The organism is Lysinibacillus sp. NPDC056232, assembly GCF_042267565.1.
Classification (GTDB): Bacteria; Bacillota; Bacilli; order Bacillales_A; family Planococcaceae; genus Lysinibacillus.
The window spans coordinates 148,265-166,863 of the sequence record NZ_JBHJTF010000006.1 but is presented as its reverse complement, the minus strand read 5'-3'; the positions used below and the strand labels follow the sequence as shown (position 1 = coordinate 166,863).

General features: G+C 35.8%; 19 protein-coding genes. 10 read left to right on the top strand and 9 right to left on the bottom strand.

Annotated elements, in window-relative coordinates:
- Positions 1–95: 95 nt before the first annotated feature.
- The 3 genes from ACFCYJ_RS07205 to ACFCYJ_RS07195 form a co-directional block, all read right to left on the bottom strand.
- Positions 96–1,463, bottom strand: a complete 1,368-nt coding sequence (locus tag ACFCYJ_RS07205) for a UDP-N-acetylmuramoyl-tripeptide--D-alanyl-D-alanine ligase (protein WP_376072629.1) — start codon at positions 1,461–1,463, stop codon at positions 96–98.
- An 11-nt stretch (positions 1,464–1,474) separates the two neighbouring features.
- Positions 1,475–2,554 (bottom strand): D-alanine--D-alanine ligase, encoded by a 1,080-nt coding sequence (locus tag ACFCYJ_RS07200; protein ID WP_376072626.1) that lies wholly within the window; start codon positions 2,552–2,554, stop codon positions 1,475–1,477.
- 464 nt (positions 2,555–3,018) lie between these two features.
- Positions 3,019–3,774, bottom strand: coding sequence for a hypothetical protein (locus ACFCYJ_RS07195; RefSeq protein ID WP_376072707.1), 756 nt, complete (start codon positions 3,772–3,774; stop codon positions 3,019–3,021).
- Positions 3,775–4,158: 384 nt separating this feature from the next.
- On the opposite strand from ACFCYJ_RS07195, the gene ACFCYJ_RS07190 reads away from it, so the two are divergent.
- A complete protein-coding gene (locus ACFCYJ_RS07190) occupies positions 4,159–5,346 on the top strand; it encodes an FtsW/RodA/SpoVE family cell cycle protein (RefSeq protein ID WP_376072623.1) in 1,188 nt (395 codons plus the stop codon).
- A 64-nt stretch (positions 5,347–5,410) separates the two neighbouring features.
- Here the strand turns inward: ACFCYJ_RS07190 and ACFCYJ_RS07185 are convergent, their stop codons facing one another.
- The gene (locus ACFCYJ_RS07185) at positions 5,411–5,548 is read right to left on the bottom strand and encodes an Lmo0850 family protein (RefSeq protein WP_166672133.1); all 138 of its coding nucleotides are present in this window, start codon (positions 5,546–5,548) and stop codon (positions 5,411–5,413) included.
- Between the two features lie 294 nt (positions 5,549–5,842).
- Between ACFCYJ_RS07185 and ACFCYJ_RS07180 the strand changes: the two genes are divergently transcribed.
- The 5 genes from ACFCYJ_RS07180 to cls all read left to right on the top strand — a co-directional run bounded on the left by ACFCYJ_RS07180 (position 5,843) and on the right by cls (position 10,203).
- Positions 5,843–5,986 (top strand): hypothetical protein, encoded by a 144-nt coding sequence (locus tag ACFCYJ_RS07180; RefSeq protein WP_376072619.1) that lies wholly within the window; start codon positions 5,843–5,845, stop codon positions 5,984–5,986.
- Between the two features lie 446 nt (positions 5,987–6,432).
- Entirely contained in the window at positions 6,433–7,593 is a 1,161-nt protein-coding gene (locus ACFCYJ_RS07175; protein WP_376072616.1) for an MFS transporter, read from the top strand.
- A gap of 96 nt (positions 7,594–7,689) precedes the next feature.
- The gene (locus ACFCYJ_RS07170) at positions 7,690–8,481 is read left to right on the top strand and encodes a YwqG family protein (protein WP_376072613.1); all 792 of its coding nucleotides are present in this window, start codon (positions 7,690–7,692) and stop codon (positions 8,479–8,481) included.
- The gene (locus tag ACFCYJ_RS07165) at positions 8,466–8,612 is read left to right on the top strand and encodes a hypothetical protein (RefSeq protein WP_376072610.1); all 147 of its coding nucleotides are present in this window, start codon (positions 8,466–8,468) and stop codon (positions 8,610–8,612) included. Before ACFCYJ_RS07170 ends, ACFCYJ_RS07165 begins: the two co-directional genes overlap by 16 nt.
- Positions 8,613–8,745: 133 nt before the next feature.
- Positions 8,746–10,203, top strand: coding sequence for a cardiolipin synthase (gene cls / locus ACFCYJ_RS07160; RefSeq protein ID WP_376072607.1), 1,458 nt, complete (start codon positions 8,746–8,748; stop codon positions 10,201–10,203).
- Positions 10,204–10,261: 58 nt separating this feature from the next.
- Here cls and ACFCYJ_RS07155 read toward each other — a convergent pair whose 3' ends face one another.
- From ACFCYJ_RS07155 to ACFCYJ_RS07140, 4 genes are all read right to left on the bottom strand, one after another.
- Positions 10,262–11,038 carry a M15 family metallopeptidase gene (locus ACFCYJ_RS07155; protein WP_376072604.1) on the bottom strand — a complete coding sequence of 259 codons (777 nt, stop codon included), beginning with the start codon at positions 11,036–11,038 and terminating at the stop codon, positions 10,262–10,264.
- A gap of 180 nt (positions 11,039–11,218) precedes the next feature.
- A complete protein-coding gene (locus ACFCYJ_RS07150) occupies positions 11,219–11,467 on the bottom strand; it encodes a hypothetical protein (protein ID WP_376072601.1) in 249 nt (82 codons plus the stop codon).
- Positions 11,468–11,522: 55 nt separating this feature from the next.
- Positions 11,523–12,284, bottom strand: a complete 762-nt coding sequence (gene yidC / locus ACFCYJ_RS07145) for a membrane protein insertase YidC (protein ID WP_376072598.1) — start codon at positions 12,282–12,284, stop codon at positions 11,523–11,525.
- A gap of 166 nt (positions 12,285–12,450) precedes the next feature.
- The gene (locus ACFCYJ_RS07140) at positions 12,451–13,245 is read right to left on the bottom strand and encodes a helix-turn-helix transcriptional regulator (protein WP_376072704.1); all 795 of its coding nucleotides are present in this window, start codon (positions 13,243–13,245) and stop codon (positions 12,451–12,453) included.
- Between the two features lie 509 nt (positions 13,246–13,754).
- On the opposite strand from ACFCYJ_RS07140, the gene ACFCYJ_RS07135 reads away from it, so the two are divergent.
- From ACFCYJ_RS07135 to ACFCYJ_RS07125, 3 genes are all read left to right on the top strand, one after another.
- The gene (locus ACFCYJ_RS07135; protein ID WP_376072595.1) at positions 13,755–14,405 is read left to right on the top strand and encodes a LytTR family DNA-binding domain-containing protein; all 651 of its coding nucleotides are present in this window, start codon (positions 13,755–13,757) and stop codon (positions 14,403–14,405) included.
- 435 nt (positions 14,406–14,840) lie between these two features.
- A complete protein-coding gene (gene scpC, locus ACFCYJ_RS07130; RefSeq protein ID WP_376072592.1) occupies positions 14,841–16,361 on the top strand; it encodes a succinyl-CoA:acetate CoA-transferase ScpC in 1,521 nt (506 codons plus the stop codon).
- 121 nt (positions 16,362–16,482) lie between these two features.
- Positions 16,483–17,628, top strand: a complete 1,146-nt coding sequence (locus ACFCYJ_RS07125; RefSeq protein ID WP_376072589.1) for an MFS transporter — start codon at positions 16,483–16,485, stop codon at positions 17,626–17,628.
- Positions 17,629–17,641: 13 nt separating this feature from the next.
- Here ACFCYJ_RS07125 and ACFCYJ_RS07120 read toward each other — a convergent pair whose 3' ends face one another.
- The gene (locus ACFCYJ_RS07120; RefSeq protein WP_376072586.1) at positions 17,642–17,950 is read right to left on the bottom strand and encodes a hypothetical protein; all 309 of its coding nucleotides are present in this window, start codon (positions 17,948–17,950) and stop codon (positions 17,642–17,644) included.
- Between the two features lie 428 nt (positions 17,951–18,378).
- On the opposite strand from ACFCYJ_RS07120, the gene ACFCYJ_RS07115 reads away from it, so the two are divergent.
- Positions 18,379–18,510, top strand: coding sequence for a hypothetical protein (locus tag ACFCYJ_RS07115; RefSeq protein ID WP_376072583.1), 132 nt, complete (start codon positions 18,379–18,381; stop codon positions 18,508–18,510).
- Positions 18,511–18,599: the final 89 nt, after the last annotated feature.

Sequence of the window (18,599 nt, the reverse complement as noted above, 5' to 3'; positions counted from 1 at the left end):
GTAACTCATTTAAATCAAGAATTTAAAGAATCGATGAGAGAATGTCCCACCGATTCCTTGTTTCATTTTATCTCACATTAATCGCCCGTTTAAAGTTACTTTGTAAATGCACGTAAGATCGTTTCTAATTTCATGCCACGAGAGCCTTTTAGTAAAACGATAGACTCCTCTTTAGCTTGCTGTAGTTTATCGATAATTGGCGAATAATCATCCTCTACATATAGCAAATGGTCCTCATCAAATCGCTCTTTTAAGACTTCATTTAAATAAGCCATTCGTGGGCCAAATAAACATACATAAGCGATTTCATCCGCATGAATATCCTTCGATAAATCTTCATGGAAACGCTTTTCATTTGGTCCAAGTTCAAGCATATCACCTAACACAAGCCATTTTTCTGGGCGAATCGTTGTCGATGCGACAAATTGAATAGCCGCCTTTACAGAAGTTGGTGCAGCATTGTATGCATCATTAATAAACAATGCCCCATTTGATCCATTCACTTGCTGCATGCGCATATCCGTAAGAGCTACTTGTTTTAAGGATGCACGAATTTGGTCATCATTTAAACCTAGCTGTTGAGAAATTAACATGGCGACTAATGTATTTTTCACCTGATGCTTCCCGAGAACGGAAATAAAGAAATCCCCTTCAATCACACCTTGTGTGGAGAAGCTACTACCATCAGCAGTTGCTTCAATATTGTCTGCATACAATAAGTTGCCATGCTCTAAGCCAAATGCCACGGCCTTTAACTGCTGCTCTTTCGCAACTAGTTCTTGAAGCAGTGGTTCATCTCCATCATAAAAAAGCACTCCATCTGGTTGCATTCCTTGAATTATTTCAAATTTAGCTTTTGCGATTCCGGCACGTGAGCCTAAATCTTGCATATGAGCCTCACCAATGTTTGTAATCACTGTCATATGTGGACGAGCAAGATTCGTTAAAAACTCAATTTCACCAAAACCACTCATACCCATTTCAAGTACGGCAACATCAGTATCTTCATCTAGCTGTAATACCGTAATAGGTAAACCTAGCTCATTATTAAAATTCCCAATGGTCTTTTGTACTTTAAAAAATGGTGTGAGCGTTCCTGCTAAAATATCTTTCGTCGATGTTTTACCATTTGAACCAGTTATGCCAATAAACTTCGCCTTATGCTCATCGCGATAGGCACGTGCCATTTGTTGAAGCGCCACTTCTGGATCATCTACAAAGAGTAATGGTACATCTTGAGGTGGATTCGGTTCATCTTTCTGCCAAAGAGAAGCACCTGCTCCTTTTTCAATAGCCTGCTGAACGAATTTATGACCATTGGCCTTCTCGCCACGAAATGGAACGAATAAGTCTCCTTGTTGAATTGTTCTTGTATCAATGGAAATTCCTGATACGACCGTGTCGCCAAAAGCTGGTTCTTCTTCATTTAACCATGTAGCTAACTGCTTTAATGTTTTTTTCACAATAATCCCACTCAGTCTTTTTTATAGTGAAGCTGTTGTTTTTCTTCAAAACGCTCAATCGCTAGAGTAATCAGACGATCAATAAGCTCTGAATAGCTTACATTTGTATGTTGCCAAAGTAGTGGATACATACTTACAGGTGTAAAACCTGGCATTGTATTCACTTCGTTAATATAAATGCTGTTATCGGCTGTCACAAAAAAGTCCGCACGAACTAAACCGCTTCCATCAATAGCTTTGAATGCACGTTTAGCTAGCTCCTGTAAATTAGATACTGTATCCTCAGGAAGCTCTGCTGGAATAATAAGGATTGTTGAGCCATCTTTATATTTAGAGTCATAATCATAAAATTCAGTAACTGGTTTGATTTCGCCAGGTACAGAAACTTCCGGGAAGTCATTTCCTAGCACAGCTAGTTCAATTTCACGAGCGATAATACCTTGCTCAACTACAATTTTACGATCATACTGTAAGGCTATTTCGATAGCCTTCACTAATTCATCACGATTTGTTGCCTTGCTAATTCCAACACTTGATCCTAAGTTTGCAGGTTTCACAAACATCGGCCAATCCAGGTTTTCTTCGCAACGAGCAAGGATAGCCTCCTGTTCATGAGCCCATTCGCTACGAATGAAATACGTATACGGCACTTGTGGTAAGCCAGCAATTTCAAATAATTGCTTCATGATTACTTTATCCATGCCAGTTGCTGATGCTAACACACCATTTCCTACATAAGGTAAATTCAGAACTTCAAGTAAACCTTGGACAGTTCCATCTTCACCATTAGTACCATGAAGTAATGGGAAAATTGCATCAAATTGTACAGATTTACCATCTTTATCAATTAAAAAATCTGTAATATTATTTTCTAAAATAGTGGCATTACCACCAAATTGTAATTCTTCAATTGTACTTGCAGGTTTTTTTAGACGCTCACCGCGGCGCCATTCTCCTTCAAGGGTAATGAAAATCGGATATACTTCATACTCCTCGAAATTCAAAGCTCCCGTGACCGCACGTGCTGTCGATAATGACACCTCATGCTCTGCTGACTTTCCACCGTATAATAAACCGATTCTTTTTTTCATTTTTGTGCCCTCCACATACTTCTTGTGTACTATTAGTTTATCATGAAACGTCTTGATAAATGACATCAATTTCGCCTTGCCGTAATTGTAGCTGTCGCTTCATAAAGCATTTGTAGCTGTCGTTTTGCTTTCGCTACACAAAACATTTGTAGCTGACTCTTTACTTTCGTTACAAACATTAAAACAATTACTGAATGACGATAAAAATCTCACCGTAATTTTGACGGTGAGATTTAGTGTATATTCATTCTACGTACAAATGAATAGATCAATTATGCCTAGGCATAATTGCGTCAGGAATCAGCTTCGTGCTTAGGCCTGCACGATGCAGGTCAGTTAGCCGTTATCGCATGGATGCGATGATTTTAGGCTAACATCCTTTATTGAACTCCCTTCTGATTCCGTGACATCCGCCGGAGGCTTTAACTTCTTTCAGCGGGTGTTTGGATACCCGCTGAAAGAAGTTAAATAATATAAATCAATTCATCGTGCTCATTTTTCAAAATTGTATTTTTTAAATCATCCCACACCTCATCAGGGAAGGAATACTCTGACAGATTGCGAATTTCGAGACCATAAGCTACTTTAGGCTTTTCAATTCGATACAATGATAACAGTGCCCCATCTTTAGCAAATGAACGATAGGCACGCAAAAATTCCGGTGAAATAGCAGGAATACTCGAATTCACCTTCCTTCGCCAAAAACCAGTGCTACGTTCCTTTTCACGAATCAAACCGTTCAAAACATTAGCTATGAGTAAATCTGAATCACTTAAATGGCGAAAATAAATTTTAGTCATTTTCTCTAAATCTGAAGAATAGTAGACAAATCGATTTTGTAATTTATTAAAAAATGGCGAAGTAATCGGTTCCTTTTTATGACTTATGTAAAGTAATTCCCCTTGTTCCATCGGTGTTAGTTGGTCTAGCCTCTTCTCATCCATAAAGTCTATCCAACATAATTCTTTGGATTCGGTAGATTTTTTTACAAACTGAGGTACTTCCTCTTCTGGTATATAATCCAACTGTGTATGCATATTAAAGGAACCATCTTCATAGGAATGTTTCAATAACAGTAAGTGATGAAGTGGTTCAAGTGCAGCCACAAATTGCGAGAATTTAAGCCCGCTAAAAACAACAAATTTATCGACCTCATTCATATGAACATAAATATGAAACATAAAATCTTCAGCTGACTTCAATTTTTTACCCACAACCATCACCCCATTCTTCACTACATTATAAAACTAAACAGGAATTTTTGAAACATTTAATGCTAATAATCGTCATAACAATATTCACAGGCGTAAAAGTGTTTTTTACGGTATAATATGAATGTTAAAGATGCTATTGCATATATGTTTTTTAACTACTCGGAATGAGCACATTTAGAAAGAATATAATTCTATTCATTTCTTACAAATATCTGAGAGGATTCTAAATCAAAAGCAAGTATTGAGCCCCCTTGTTCACACGCTCACTTCGGTTTGATATTTGCCTCTTGAGGATGCACTTTTTAAATATATTTGGTAGTATATTGAATTGGAATTAATTTAAATCAAATTTACTCATTAAGAGATACTATTTTAATATAGGTGGCTTGTATGGAAAATAAACGAAATTTCGCGAATCGTTTTGACTGGACGCTCGCTTTTATACTTTTAACCTTCCTAGTCATAAGTTTGTTAGCCATCGCGTCGGCTCAAACATCAGGTCAGTATGGTGTTAACTATGTTCCTTTACAATTGCGATGGTACGTCATTTGCTCAGTAATTATTGGAATAGTTATGTTTTTCGAACCTGACCAATATAAAAAAATGTCTTGGTATATGTACGGGGCAGGCATCGTATTATTAGTACTACTTATCTTCATGCCAGAAGGAACAGGACAAATCGGTGCAAAAATTAATGGTGCAAAAAGCTGGTATCATACACCTCTTGGAAATATTCAACCTTCTGAGTTTATGAAAACCTTTTACATTTTAGCACTTGCTCGACTTATTAGTAAGCACAACGAAGTCTATTCTTTTAGATCATTAAAAACAGACTTTATATTGCTAGGTAAAATTGCTGTTACACTGTTACTACCTTTAGCTCTTATTATGCAGCAGCCTGACCTTGGTTCAGCATTAGTGTTCTTTGCCATTACAGCTGCCGTTGTCATTGTAGCAGGTATATCATGGAAAATTATTTTACCAACTTTTCTAGGTGGCGCTATAGTAGGTGGTTCTCTTTTATGGATGGCACTCTATATGCAGGGTTTTTTAGAGAAAACATTCGGCTTTAAACCATATCAATTTGCTCGAATCTATTCTTGGTTAGATCCATATTCATATTCTTCTAGTGATGGATACCATTTAATTACTTCCCTAAACGCCATTGGTTCAGGTGAAATTTTCGGTAAAGGTTTCCGTAGTCGTGAAGTTTACGTTGCCGAAAATCATACCGATTTTATTTTTACAGTTATCGGAGAAGAATGGGGTTTTATTGGTGCTAGTATCGTTATTTGTATTTTCTTTTTATTAATCTATCATTTAACAAAAACTACACTATTATTGAAAGATCCATACTCAACTTATGTATGTGCTGGTATTATTGCAATGATTACATTCCACGTATTTGAAAATATCGGTATGACTATTCAGTTATTACCTATTACAGGTATTCCCCTACCGTTTATCAGTTATGGAGGAAGTTCATTGATGGGGAACGCTCTAGCCCTCGGTCTTGTTTTCAGTATGCGTTTCCACTACCGAACTTACATGTTTACCACTCATGATGATGATGATTAATTATGGATATAAAAAATGGGTAGTCTCAATTACAGAGACTACCCATTTTTATTTGTAAAACGAGTTAAGCTTGAACTTGCGGTGTTTGCGTTGGTGGTGTGAGCACTTTTAAAAGTTCAAGTCGAGACTTTGTTACAGTGGCTGTTACACCCAACTTAGATAAATTCGAAACAATCTTTTTCAAATCTACTTCTTTTTTCATACATTCCACCTCAATCTTTCCTCGAATTTATATAACGTTTTATTTCCAAAAAAGTTTCGTTTTTGCAAGCGTATGATGTCTGACGAGTTAATCTCTTTCTATCATACCATTTAACTTCGCTTTAAAATTTTTCATTTTTGTTACAATGTAAATTTTTCCTTCGCTTAACTATTTAACGGCTTTTCATCAAAACGTAGGATGTTATTTTATTAAAACATATCCCATGTATATAAGTTGATCTTCGTTACGACTGGCCGACTCCTTAGGATTGGACGCCCCCAGAAGCTTTGCTCTGTGCGAAAGCGTAGCGACAGCAACAAATATTTTATCTGTGCGAAAGCGAAGCGGCAGCAACAATTGTTTTCTCTGTGCGAAAGCGTAGCGACAGCAACAACAAAGCGCCCAGTCAGAACGGAAATCAACCACACGTTATGGTGACGAACCATTTTTTCTTCATTTACCACTAAATAGCAAAAATTAAACATGAAAATTTAAATATCGATATACCCTCTAGTAGTATACCTCAGAGATAATTTAATACACTATGCGACAATCGATACAAAAATTAAAAATGGGATGAGTCCATTTAGTTACTTTAAAAATCTTCATTAATTTTAAGTATTAATATAATTCCATTGTTAACAGTCTGCAGTTTTTTATACATCGTTTTAACCTCTTTTCTCTACTGCACTGTCCCTGAGAATTCGCCAAGCCTTCACTCTAATCACTTTTATACATGGCATGCATTTCAACAAATGTCATCCCCTACTTTTGATAATGGGAATTAACCACTTAATATGTTTTATCTTCCGTTTTCTTGTAATAGCAATAACAAGAGAGGTAGAATATACATACTAAAATATTGTATGAAAGCAGGGTACTGTATGAAAAAGGCAATTTTATTATTAATGTCTGTCCAATTCCTCGTCTACCTAGGATTTGGAATTATAATACCTGTCCTACCTGAGGTTATAGTTCAGCAAAACTGGGATAATATACATGTAGGTGGCTTACTTACAGTGTACTCGCTCGCCAGTTTTTTCACCGCACCACTTTGGGGTATGCTGTCCGATAAGGTAGGTCGTAAGCAACTTATATTAATAGGTCTTGTAGGTTTTAGCTTAAGCTTTGTTATTTTCTCTTTATTTATTAATAATTTAGTAATGTTGTACATCTCACGTGTTGTGGGTGGTTTATTCTCGGGAGCACTATATACAGCTGTAACAGGCTTTGTAGGAGATATGTCGAGTGAGGATGATCGCAATAAATATATGGGTCTCATGGGCATGTCCATCGGGCTCGGTTTTATTTTTGGTCCAGCAATTGGTGGTATGCTCGGACACTATAGCTTGCAACTACCCTTTATCGCTTCAGCAGCACTAATTGCACTATTATTTATTTATGCAAGTTTCGTTTTAAAAGAACCTACAAAACGAAAAGATACAAATAAACGTGCAATTGTGCCAAAGGGTGCTACAAAAATGCTGCAGTACCGTGTGCGTTATTTATTTATGTTCTCATTTTTAGTGACTTTTATGCTGGCAGGAGTGGAAGCGACGTTCCAGTTGTTCCAAATTGATCGAATTCAAATTACACCATTACAAATTGGTTATTTGTTTATGTTTAGTGGCTTTGTAGATGCAGCTATTCAAGGCGGTATTGTTAGACGAATTAAAAATGGAAGCGAGACAACTTGGTTAATAGGTGCACAAATTGTCACAGCAATGGGTATGCTTTTATTCACTTTAACAGCTAACTTATTGATCGCAGGTTTTGCCCTTTGTGTTTTTACAGCAGGAAATGCACTCGCAAGAACATGCGTCGTATCCCTTTCAACTAAAGAATCTGGTGGTCAATATGGGACTGCTGCAGGTCTTTCCTATTCAATGGATAACCTAGGACGCATTCTGGGTCCACTATTCTTCACTTGGCTATTTACTATGCAATCTAGTTTAGGCTACTATACGTCAGCAGCAATAGCCCTCGTTTCAATAAGTTTAATATTTATTTTTAAAGCATCAAATAAATCTTTACGACTTGAATAATTTGTTGATAAAAAGCCGTAACTTACTAGTAATTCAAAGTATGGAAAACACGTCAAGGAATAGGACTCCTTAAAGCGGAATATCGGAGGGCTCTGCATGAACAAAACAACAAATCTTTTACTTCCAAAAGAGCTAGAATTGTTTCGTTTTGAAATTGAAGATACACTACTTTCAGCAATGATTATCACACCTTATAAGCGTTCAACTACGTTAACGGAAAGTAAATTTGCTGGAGAACCATATTTACCGTATTACCAGACATATCCGAAAGATATTACAGGCGAGCCTATGCGGCTATTAGCTCAAATTAATTTTGCAGAAATGCCACCACTAAAGGATTTCCCATCTCAGGGTATTCTGCAATTTTTTATTTCATCTACTATTTTTGTAAATGCTGATCATTATCATGAGGATATTTTCCAGCAATTTTATAAAATACGTTTTTATCCTACCGTAAATTTTGAAGCAACACCCCCTAGACAGGAGTCTTTAGCACAAATAGCAGACGATCAGTTCCCTATTCGTCAGGAATTAGCATTACAGTTTCAACCGATCCAAGAACCTGTTTCTGCTTTAGATTATCGAGCTATACATTATTTACCGAACTTAATTCCTTCATCAGAGGATGTTGATTTACGAGAGATTTATCTACAACACTTCTTAGGGGCTGGAGCTAAAATTGGTGGTTATGCTTATTTTTTAGAGGAAGATATCCGTCATGAATCACAACTTCTTAAACGATATGATGTATTATTACTCCAAATCGACTCTAATGATGAAATCGGTATTATGTGGGCTGATAGCGGCGTTGGGAAATTCTTCATTAACCAAAAAAAGCTTCTGCAAAAAGATTTTTCCGATATTTTATTCCAATGGGAGCATTACTAATTATTTATCTTCTGTGCGAAAGCGAAGCGTCAGCCACAATGTCTGTCTGTGCGAAAGCAAAGCGTCAGCAACAATGTTTTCGGTTGCGAAAGCAAAGATACAACCATTACAATACAACAAGGCAAAGTTGATTTTGGATTACCTCGTTCTTGTTTTAGAGGTAATCCTTTTCCATGCTTACTAACAAATTTCTTATCTTCTTTCCACATATAAAGTAAGCTATACTAGATATATTGCGAAAATATAGTAAAGGCAGGTGTAGGAATGAGTATTTTTACAGACTTTGGATATCTAGTATCGTTAATTATGTTTGTCAATATTTTAGCAGCAATGGTCATAATTTTTTTAGAGCGTAAAGATGCCACTTCTACATGGGCATGGATTCTCGTACTATTTTTCATTCCATTAGGTGGGTTTATTTTATACTTGCTATTTGGACGACAATTACGGAGAAAGCATTTATTCCGTTGGGAAGGACGCAAGGATATTGGTATCGATAACCTCATTAGCTATCAGACAGAAGCGATCCGAGATAATACGTTCGAGTTTCGTATAGAAAATGCGGAAAATTATAAAGAAATGATTTATATGCATCTTAAGACAAATAATGCAGTATTAACGCAGGACAACCACATTGATATTTTTGATGATGGTGCAAATAAATTTGAGCAACTTCTGAAAGATATTGAGGTAGCAAAAGATCATATTCACATTCAATATTATATTTTCCGTCTAGATGACTTAGGTACACGCATTATTGATAAACTTATAAAAAAAGCAAAGCAAGGGGTTAAGGTAAGAATCTTATATGATGAAATGGGCTCACGCAACGTTAAAAAGCGCCATTTCAAAGAATTGCTTAATGCAGGCGGTGAAATCGAAGTATTTTTCCCATCTATTTTTCCACTTATAAACCCTCGTTTAAATTTTAGAAATCACCGGAAAATTGTTGTGATTGATGGCCGTATTGGTTACATCGGGGGCTTTAATGTCGGGGATGAGTACCTTGGTCTACAAAAGAAATTTGGCTATTGGCGAGATACACATTTACGTATTGAGGGTAGTGCCGTACATCCATTACAGACACGCTTTTTACTTGATTGGAATCAAGCTTGCGCACAACAGAAAATGGGTTATTCGGACCGTTACTTCCCTGCTATTCCGAAAAAAGGTGATGTGGGCTTACAAATCGTGTCTAGCGGCCCTGACTCTGAATGGGAACAAATTAAAATTGGTTATTTAAAGCTTATCAATATGGCAAAAAAATATATATATATCCAAACGCCATATTTCATACCAGATGCTAGTTTTTTAGAAGCTATTAAAATTGCAACGCTTTCAGGCATTGATGTAAGGATCATGATTCCAAATAAGCCTGACCATATGTTTGTTTATTGGGCTACATACTCATACGTAGGGCAATTATTGCGTGCAGGAGCAAAAGTTTATATTTATGAAAAGGGCTTTATTCATGCTAAAGCAATTATTATTGACGATGAAGCATCTACAGTCGGAACGGCAAACCTTGACGTACGAAGTTTCAGTTTAAATTTTGAAGTAAATGCCTTTATTTATGACTCAACGATTTCACATCAGCTTGCTGAGGTGTTTGAAAAGGATATTTTTGATTGCACTGAATTAACTTGGGAAATGTACAAAAATCGTTCCACACTAATTAAATTTAAAGAATCCATTTCACGCTTATTAACACCTATCTTGTAGAATGCAGAAAAGGAAGAGAGCTAGTTCGTCAATTACGAACTAACTCTCTTCCCTTTTTTTATTTCACACCTAAATATTCTTCTAGCGTACTATTTTGTTTTTTAATATCTTTTGCTATATCCACACCAACATAACGGTAGTGCCATGACTCATACATATAACCTGTGATGTCTTCTTTATTTTGGGGGAATCGTAAAATAAAGCCGTAGTCTTGAGCATGTGTAAATAACCATTGGCCTGCTGGTGTTTCACCAAATTCTTCAGTTAGCCATAATTTATCTTTACCGCGCTCCCCTATATCAAAGGCCAAACCGGTTTGATGCTCAGAATAACCCGGGCGAGCACTATAGCGATCAGCGGCAGCTTGCCCATCACGGTTAACATAGTTATTATATAATGTTGTTTGATAGTCAAAAGATCGATAGCCGCTAAAAGCTACTAGATCAAAACCTTGTTGTTTTGCTGCAGCAAACATTTTATTTAGAGCTTGACGTGCCTCAGGACTTTCTTCAGGCGCAAAGGTAGATGGTAGCGGATATATTTTATTCGCTAATAAAATCCCTTTAATATATGTCGGCTCAGTTGGTAATGTTTGATTTGGTACATAGCCATTTTCATCTAGCTTCTGCTCAGGCTTCACAGGATTATCCGCTGTCTTTTTCGGCTCTTCTTTTACTGGTAAATCTTTTTTAGTCGGTTCTGCTGTTTGTTGTTCCTGTTCATCTGATGCATTACTTATCTGTTTATTTTTATAGTTATATACTACGAAAATAGATACAATAAGCACCACTGAGATTAAAGCACCCAGAATGAGTGGTAAACGTTTCTTTTTCACTATTTTTTACCCCTTTTAAGTTATCCAGTACTACATGGTAAGTATCCTCTTTCAAAGAATTTAGAAAGAACAGTCCTAGTAAGTACCGATACTATTTTGTACTATATTGGTATAGTCTCATTTTAGCACTGTTCACAATTTAGGGTGTAGATTTTCACCAATGATTTTAAAATTAATCTGTTAGTCTGTGAGAATAATAATAAACACTACTAGAGAAGCAATTGAGAAAAAGATTGCCATGTACTTCATCCATTTTGCTTCTTTTATATAACCTTGCTCTTTGAAACTTTTCGCCCTAAATCCATTCGATACAGCAAACATAATCGTCATTGCAAATACCGCAAAGTTAAAGTTACCCATGATAATAAATACGATAGCCGCAACACTAAAAATCGCGACTAGAATCGATGATAGCCACTTTATATTCATCTTACTGTCCTCCTAAAAAAAATCGAGGCTACATAGGCGCCTCGACAAAATTATTTTATGAGTTTATTTTTTCCGGATGTTCCGAATAGAATTTTCTACCGATATATGTTTGAATAATCAATAATGCACCGCTGACTGACCAATAAAGTGGTAGGGCCGCCATAGATGACATCGAGATAAAGACAATCATAATTGGTGAAATATAAATAAACATTTTCATTTGTGCTTTTTGTTGCTCTGGTACTGTCCATAATGATACACGTGCTTGAACTAAATAAACAAGACCAGCGACAATTGTCATAGCAATATCAGGTGAACCTAATTTAAACCATAAAAAATCATGTGCTTTCACATCTGTAGAATATAAAATAGAGAAATAAAGACCCATGATAATTGGCATTTGAATTAACATTGGTAAACAGCCCATGTTGAGTGGATTGATACCATGTTTTTGATATAATGCCATCATTTCTTGTTGATACTGCGTTTGCTCTTCTTTTGTCTTTGCTTCCTTCATCTTTTTCTGAACAGCTTCCATTTCAGGCTTAAACGCATCCATTTTCGTTTTCATCTTTTGTTGCGAACGATAATTTTTTAACATAATCGGCATTAAAATTAAACGAATAAGAACCGTAATAGCGATGATTGCTAAACCATAGCTACCTGAAAAAATAGTATTACCGAAAAATTCCAATAAAAATTCCATAGGTTTTACAAAGATACTATAGAAAAAACCTTCTTTGTTTTGCACAGCTTGACAGCCACTAAGAACAAAAACGACAAGTCCAAGCATTGAGAACAGCTTCAAATTTTTCATTTTTCCACCTACTATTATTTATCAACTAAAATGAAGTATACATTATAGGTCCTATTTTTATCAAATAGCAAGTGCTACTAATTCCATTGTCATTGATAGCATAAAAAAAGATGCGAGCTATAGCATCGCTAAGACGTCGCATCTATTTATTAATCTTCTTATGACTTTAAACGTTTTGAAGCTCTGATTCCGCCATCTCAAAACGATAAAACTCATGATGTAGCTCGTCTCGGAAATGTTTGGGCGTTACCCCCGTATATTTTTTAAAGATGCGGGTAAAATAGCTTTGATTACAAAAATGGAATTGATCTGAAATAGAAGTTATACTTTTATTAGTATGTCTAAGGTAGTACTGTGACTCTTCTACTCGACGAACATTTAGATATTCAACTAGCGTAATACCAACATGCTCTCTAAAAATACGTGATAAGTGACTAGTACTTATATGAAAATTATTTGCGATGCTTTCCACTGTTAAGTCATTTTCCAATTCATCATTTATATACATTATTACTTTATTAACGGTCTGGTGACGGAAAGTCGGTTGCTTGCGATCTGCGATAAAGTAGACAAAAAAATCAATTAAATCATCCGCGAATTGTAAAAATTCCGCATCTTTCATTTGATTTTCAATCATATCATTACAAGCAATGTTAAAAGCAAAAGCCTTTTTCGAAGGAACTTGATTGTCTAGCAATTTACGTGCAACAATTGACGACAAAACAGAAAAATAACTTCGAACAATTTTAATGACTTGTTTGCCAAAACGTATTGAAAGAATATCAATTAATTTATGCAAAGATTTCTTAGCCTTCGCAGATTCTAAATGGTAAATTTCAAATATTAATTTCGACTCAATATTAAAAAATTCTTCTACACCGATGTATTGGTTAATACTATCGATTTCCTGAAAGTATCTTTTGGATATCGTTTCTGACATAGAATGTTGATGTAGTTGCATAATCTTCCCCATCTTTCCTCAGATTGCACGAATTGCTTTTACAATTCTTGACACCAATCTACTTATTTCAAAATAAGAAAATAGTATTTCCTTATTAATTGTACGAATTGAGTCATATTTCACATATTATATAATGAATATAACTAAAAAAATAACCCAACTATACCACCCGTTACAAAAAAAATTAGACTATACAGTGAATTTTACCATATTCTGCGATTTCCTTTCAACCACATTTTGTCTTTCACACTAGTTCTAATTTATCATATATACACAGTTGAAACCTCGTAAACTTATTTCGCACAATTAAATTTTACCATATATATATCAAATTGAATTAGTAATTATTTAAAATTTGTTACAAATTATGTAATGGCATTTCGCACCTATATTTTTCATCAATCGACATTTCTCTTTTTTATTCCGAAATCTTCTCTATATAATTTATACGAATATGTAGTAAAATAGATGATAATACTATTTTTAAAAGTTTAGACGAGGTGTTTATAGTGGATCCAAAACAAATAGAAGAAATTATGGAGATTATTAAGGAGTTCTTCCCTGAGAATACTTCCATTGCAATCTCCGATACAAACGAATACTTGTACTACCAAGCAAGCAAAAAAGTTGATTTAAAAATCAAACCTGGCGACCCAATTAAAGAAGGTTCAGCGGCTCATAAAGCGTTAAACTACGGGCAAAAGATTAGTTCTTACATTGAGCCTGATGTATTTGGAGTAGCATATTATGGCATGAGTATTCCTTTAATGGAGGAAGGCGAAACTACGGGTGCTATCACTGCAATCTTCCCACAAAAGCCATCAGCATTTTTAACGAACTATATTACTATTAAAATTGATGACTGCTGGTACCCAATCAAACATGATCAAGTTATTTATCTTGAAACACAGCTTCGAAAAACATTTGTTAAAACAATGAGTCGTGAAGGTTATCACCGCTTAAATCTAAGTGATCTTGAGCTATTTTTAGCACCTGACTCATTTATACGTTGTCACCGCTCTTATATCGTTAACATTGACTACATTGATGAAATTCAACCAGATTCTCATTCAACGTTTTTATTAATTATGAAAGACGGTACTCGCATTCCAGTTAGCCAACGCTACGCAAGTTACTTCCGTCGTTCTTTAGGTTTCTAATCTTTTATAAGTACAGCGAGCATTTTTATTGTTCGCTGTACTTTTTTCTTACTGCACATCACCAACAGTTTAGGATGACACGTTAAAGCTCATCAGACGCACCCAGGAAGCTCTGCGCGAAAGCAAAGCGGCAGCTACAAAGCGCACAGTTGGAACGAAAATCACCCCCCATTATGTTATTTAATCTTTTATTTTTAGAAAATTTCCTTTGTAGCTCTACATTAAAACGTTTTCTCTGTCGAAAATTCGTTTTTATGCTCATTTTTCCTCTTTTTACTCAATTTAATGCTATTTCTAAAGTAATTGTGACAATTTGGTGATAGTATTATTCAAATGGTTGGTGTCATACTACAACTAAATAAACAGAAAATTCTTACACGTTTTTTCTAGTTTTGTAATCGGTTTCCATCAAACTTTTTAGGGGAGGATTTTTTAATGGATGCAATTGTTCAAAAACGCCTAGGCTTAAAAGAACTTGAAAGTAAAATTGTTACTGCTGAAGAAGCTGCAGCACTGATTTCTGACGGTGATGTAGTTGGTATGAGTGGATTCACTCGTGCGGGGGACGCGAAAGTTGTTCCTATGGCTTTAGTAGAGCGCGCTAAAAACGAAAAATTTAAAATTGATGTATATACAGGGGCTTCTTTAGGACCTGAAGTAGATAAATACTTAGCTGATGCTGGTGTTATCCGCAAACGTGGACCATTCCAAGGGGATGCAACGATCCGTAATTTAATTAACTCTGGTGATGTCCTATATGTAGACGCTCATCTTTCGCATAATGCTGAATTAGTTCGTCAAGGAATTATTGGACCAATTAAATATTTAATCCTTGAAGCTGTTGCTATTACAGAAGATGGATTTATTATCCCAACAAACTCTGTTGGTAACTCACCAGTCTTCGCTGAATACGCTGAGAATATTATTATCGAATTAAATATCTCTCACCCAGAAGCGTTAGTAGGTATCCATGATATCTATGTACCAGGTGAACAAGGTCAACGTGAAGCAATCCCAATGACTGATGCTATGCAACGCATTGGTGACATCGGTATTAAAGTAGATCCAGCTAAAATTAAAGCGATTGTTATTTCTGAAGAGCCAGATGCTCCTTCATTAATCGTTCCACCAGATGAAGAAACACAAAAAATGGCGAACATTTTATTAGACTTCTTCAGCGATGAAATTAAAGCTGGTCGCTTAACAAAACAATTAATGCCATTACAATCTGGTGTAGGTTCTGTTGCAAACGCTGTACTTGACGGCTTCGCAAATTCAGAATTTGAAGATTTAGTTGTTGCTTCTGAAGTACTTCAAGATGCTGTATTCAACTTAATTGATGCTGGTAAAGTTAAATTTGCAGCAGCTACTTCAATTACACTGACTGAAGAATTACAGAAAAAAGTTTACGGCAACCTAGAGAAATATGCTGATAAAATTTGCTTACGTCCACAAGAAATTTCTAACCACCCAGAGCTTATCCGTCGTTTGGGCCTAATCTCAATCAACACTGCTCTTGAATTAGATATCTATGGAAACGTAAACTCAACACACGTATCTGGTACTCGTATGATGAACGGTATCGGTGGTTCAGGTGACTTTGCACGTAACGCACGCCTAGGTATTTTCGTTACTAAATCATACGCAAAAGGCGGCGCTATCTCTTCAATCGTGCCAATGGTTTCTCACGTAGACCACACTGAACATGATGTCGATGTAATCGTAACTGAGCAAGGTATTGCTGACTTACGTGGTCTTGCACCACAAGAGCGTGTGCCATTAATTATCGAAAACTGTGCACACCCAGATTACAAAGAACAACTTTGGGATTACTATAACCGTGCTCTAGAAGCAACTGGCGGCCATCAAACACCTCATATTTTAGAGGAAGCACTTTCTTGGCACGTAAATCTTGCTAAAAACAAAACAATGAAAAAAGAAGTTGCTAAAGCTTAATTTTCATAATTCAGGAACGCCTCATTAAGTCAAAAAACTTATGGGGCGTTCTTTTTTATTGAAAATGGTATAATAAGAGTGATATTCATTCTCACTTATACAATTTTCTATTGGAGGAACTATGAAGAAGCTTATCTATTTGATTATATTCTTTTCATTTTTCGACTTATTTACCCAACTCCCTGTCATGAGTACATATGCTGAATCCTTAGGGGCATCAGCCTTCATTACCGGCCTAGCAGTAGGTATGTATTCCCTTTCCAATACATTTGGTAATATTATCTCTGGTTTATTAACAGATCGTAAGGGACCATTCATTATTTTAATCCTAGGTCTTTTAACAACAGGTCTTTCACTTTCACTTTATAATTTAGTAGAAGATCCTATTGTTCTATTAGTAGTCCGCTTTGTACATGGATTGGTTGCGGGCTTTATCGTTCCCGCTGCTTTCACATTTTTAGCAAATGCAACTGAGCAAGAAAAAAGAGGTAAGGGTAGTGCTATCTCTGGAGCATTTGTTGGCATCGCCGCAATAATTGGCCCTGCATTTAGTGGAATTTTAGCGAGTCGTACTAGCGTACCATTCGTTTTTAATATAACAGCAGGCTTTATGCTCTCATTGGGGATACTTGCCTTCTTTTTGCTAAAATCAAATCAAGTAAAAAAAGAAAAGTCTGCTCCGACTGCAAACATTCCTTTTTATGTACTTTTTAAAAATATAGGTGCATTAAAAGCCTTCACTAGTGCATTCTTTTTAATGTTTTCTCAAGGGGTTATTGCCTATCTCCTTCCTCTAAAAGTACAATCTTTAGGCTTTGATTCACGTTTAAGCGGGACTTTGATGAGTACATTTGGATTTATTGCTGTACTCGTGTTTATTTTACCGACTAACCGTATTTTCGATAAGGTTGCCCCAATTAAAACATTATCATTTGGTATAGGTTTAATGGGGATCAGCCAATTATTAATAAGTCAGGCGGATTCAAGTACATTACTTTATATTGCAATGTCCTGCTACGGTATCGGGTTTGGCTTCTTATTCCCATCAGTAAATTCCCTTTTAATAGACTCCACGACTGCTGAAATCCGTGGAAAAGCCTATGGATATTTTTATGCTTTCTTCTCACTAGGAGTTGTCTTAGGTTCTTCACTGCTCGGATGGCTCTCACTAGGTATTGTCAGCGGCTTTATATTTACCGGAATTGTATTATTAGTATTTGCAACGATCATCATATGTACACAAACAAAACCTTCTCACGTAAAATGAGAAGGTTTTGTTGTTATTTCTCTTGTTCCTGAATTTCTCCATTGAAATAATTGATACCTGTATGCCCTCCACCTTCAGCAACCATTTCATTTGAAGCTATTTTTGTTGGAGATGTTCCGGCTTCTGTCGCCACTTCAGTAGATATACGCTCTGTAATGTTTTCGTGCATCTCCATATTCGTTGTATTCAAATAAGATGTTAATTTAGATTTTGCACTATTAAGCATACTTAATGCTTTATCACGGTTTTCTTTTTTACTTAAATAAGATGCTGCTAAAGTTAACCCTACTAGCACAACACCTGATCCTTTACGTTTTGCCATTATAAATCCCTCCCAAAAATATAGAAACTGGCTCTATATTATATCTTTTCCCTATTTTTTGAGGACTAAACATAATTTTTATATACATTACAGCATATATAAAAAGAGAGTAGTCATTTATTCCCCTTTGCTTCCATTATATAAAGATATTTCCTAGTACGCCTATATTTTTATAGACATAGCTAATCATACTTCTACAAAATTTTATGGTAAAAATTTTTTTTCATATATTACAATATTTTTGTAACTTTTTATGATTATAAAGGACAAGTAAAGGGAATTAATGAATTAATACTAATAATAGGAGGGTGATTATCATGAAAGATCTAGATTCATTATATGATTGGGTAGACATGGCTTCATTAGTAGGTGGAGCAGGCATCTTAACAATACTAATTTATAGTATTTTACTGTAAGGAGCGGCACGGATGATTTACAAAAATTCAATTATGCCTCCGGAATCGGCTTTGTGCTTAGACCTGCAAATGTTTTTTGTGCGAAAGCGTAGTGCTAACGTAGCGGCAGCAACAGATGTTTTTTGTGCGAAAGCGCAGTGCTAACGTAGCGGCAGCAACAGATGTTTTTTGTGCGAAAGCGCAGTGCTAACGTAGCGGCAGCAACAGATGTTTTTTGTGCGAAAGCGCAGTGC

What these genes read in the sequence shown, in the direction of transcription:
- yidC (WP_376072598.1), bottom strand. Translation starts at nt 12,284, where the DNA reads ATGAAAAATTTGAAGCTGTTCTCAATGCTTGGACTTGTCGTTTTTGTT.
- ACFCYJ_RS07140 (WP_376072704.1), bottom strand. Translation starts at nt 13,245, where the DNA reads ATGCAACTACATCAACATTCTATGTCAGAAACGATATCCAAAAGATAC.
- ACFCYJ_RS07170 (WP_376072613.1), top strand. Translation starts at nt 7,690, where the DNA reads ATGAACAAAACAACAAATCTTTTACTTCCAAAAGAGCTAGAATTGTTT.
- ACFCYJ_RS07200 (WP_376072626.1), bottom strand. Translation starts at nt 2,554, where the DNA reads ATGAAAAAAAGAATCGGTTTATTATACGGTGGAAAGTCAGCAGAGCAT.
- ACFCYJ_RS07120 (WP_376072586.1), bottom strand. Translation starts at nt 17,950, where the DNA reads ATGGCAAAACGTAAAGGATCAGGTGTTGTGCTAGTAGGGTTAACTTTA.
- cls (WP_376072607.1), top strand. Translation starts at nt 8,746, where the DNA reads ATGAGTATTTTTACAGACTTTGGATATCTAGTATCGTTAATTATGTTT.
- ACFCYJ_RS07185 (WP_166672133.1), bottom strand. Translation starts at nt 5,548, where the DNA reads ATGAAAAAAGAAGTAGATTTGAAAAAGATTGTTTCGAATTTATCTAAG.
- ACFCYJ_RS07150 (WP_376072601.1), bottom strand. Translation starts at nt 11,467, where the DNA reads ATGAATATAAAGTGGCTATCATCGATTCTAGTCGCGATTTTTAGTGTT.
- ACFCYJ_RS07115 (WP_376072583.1), top strand. Translation starts at nt 18,379, where the DNA reads ATGATTTACAAAAATTCAATTATGCCTCCGGAATCGGCTTTGTGCTTA.
- scpC (WP_376072592.1), top strand. Translation starts at nt 14,841, where the DNA reads ATGGATGCAATTGTTCAAAAACGCCTAGGCTTAAAAGAACTTGAAAGT.
- ACFCYJ_RS07125 (WP_376072589.1), top strand. Translation starts at nt 16,483, where the DNA reads ATGAAGAAGCTTATCTATTTGATTATATTCTTTTCATTTTTCGACTTA.
- ACFCYJ_RS07190 (WP_376072623.1), top strand. Translation starts at nt 4,159, where the DNA reads ATGGAAAATAAACGAAATTTCGCGAATCGTTTTGACTGGACGCTCGCT.
- ACFCYJ_RS07165 (WP_376072610.1), top strand. Translation starts at nt 8,466, where the DNA reads ATGGGAGCATTACTAATTATTTATCTTCTGTGCGAAAGCGAAGCGTCA.
- ACFCYJ_RS07175 (WP_376072616.1), top strand. Translation starts at nt 6,433, where the DNA reads ATGAAAAAGGCAATTTTATTATTAATGTCTGTCCAATTCCTCGTCTAC.
- ACFCYJ_RS07195 (WP_376072707.1), bottom strand. Translation starts at nt 3,774, where the DNA reads ATGGTTGTGGGTAAAAAATTGAAGTCAGCTGAAGATTTTATGTTTCAT.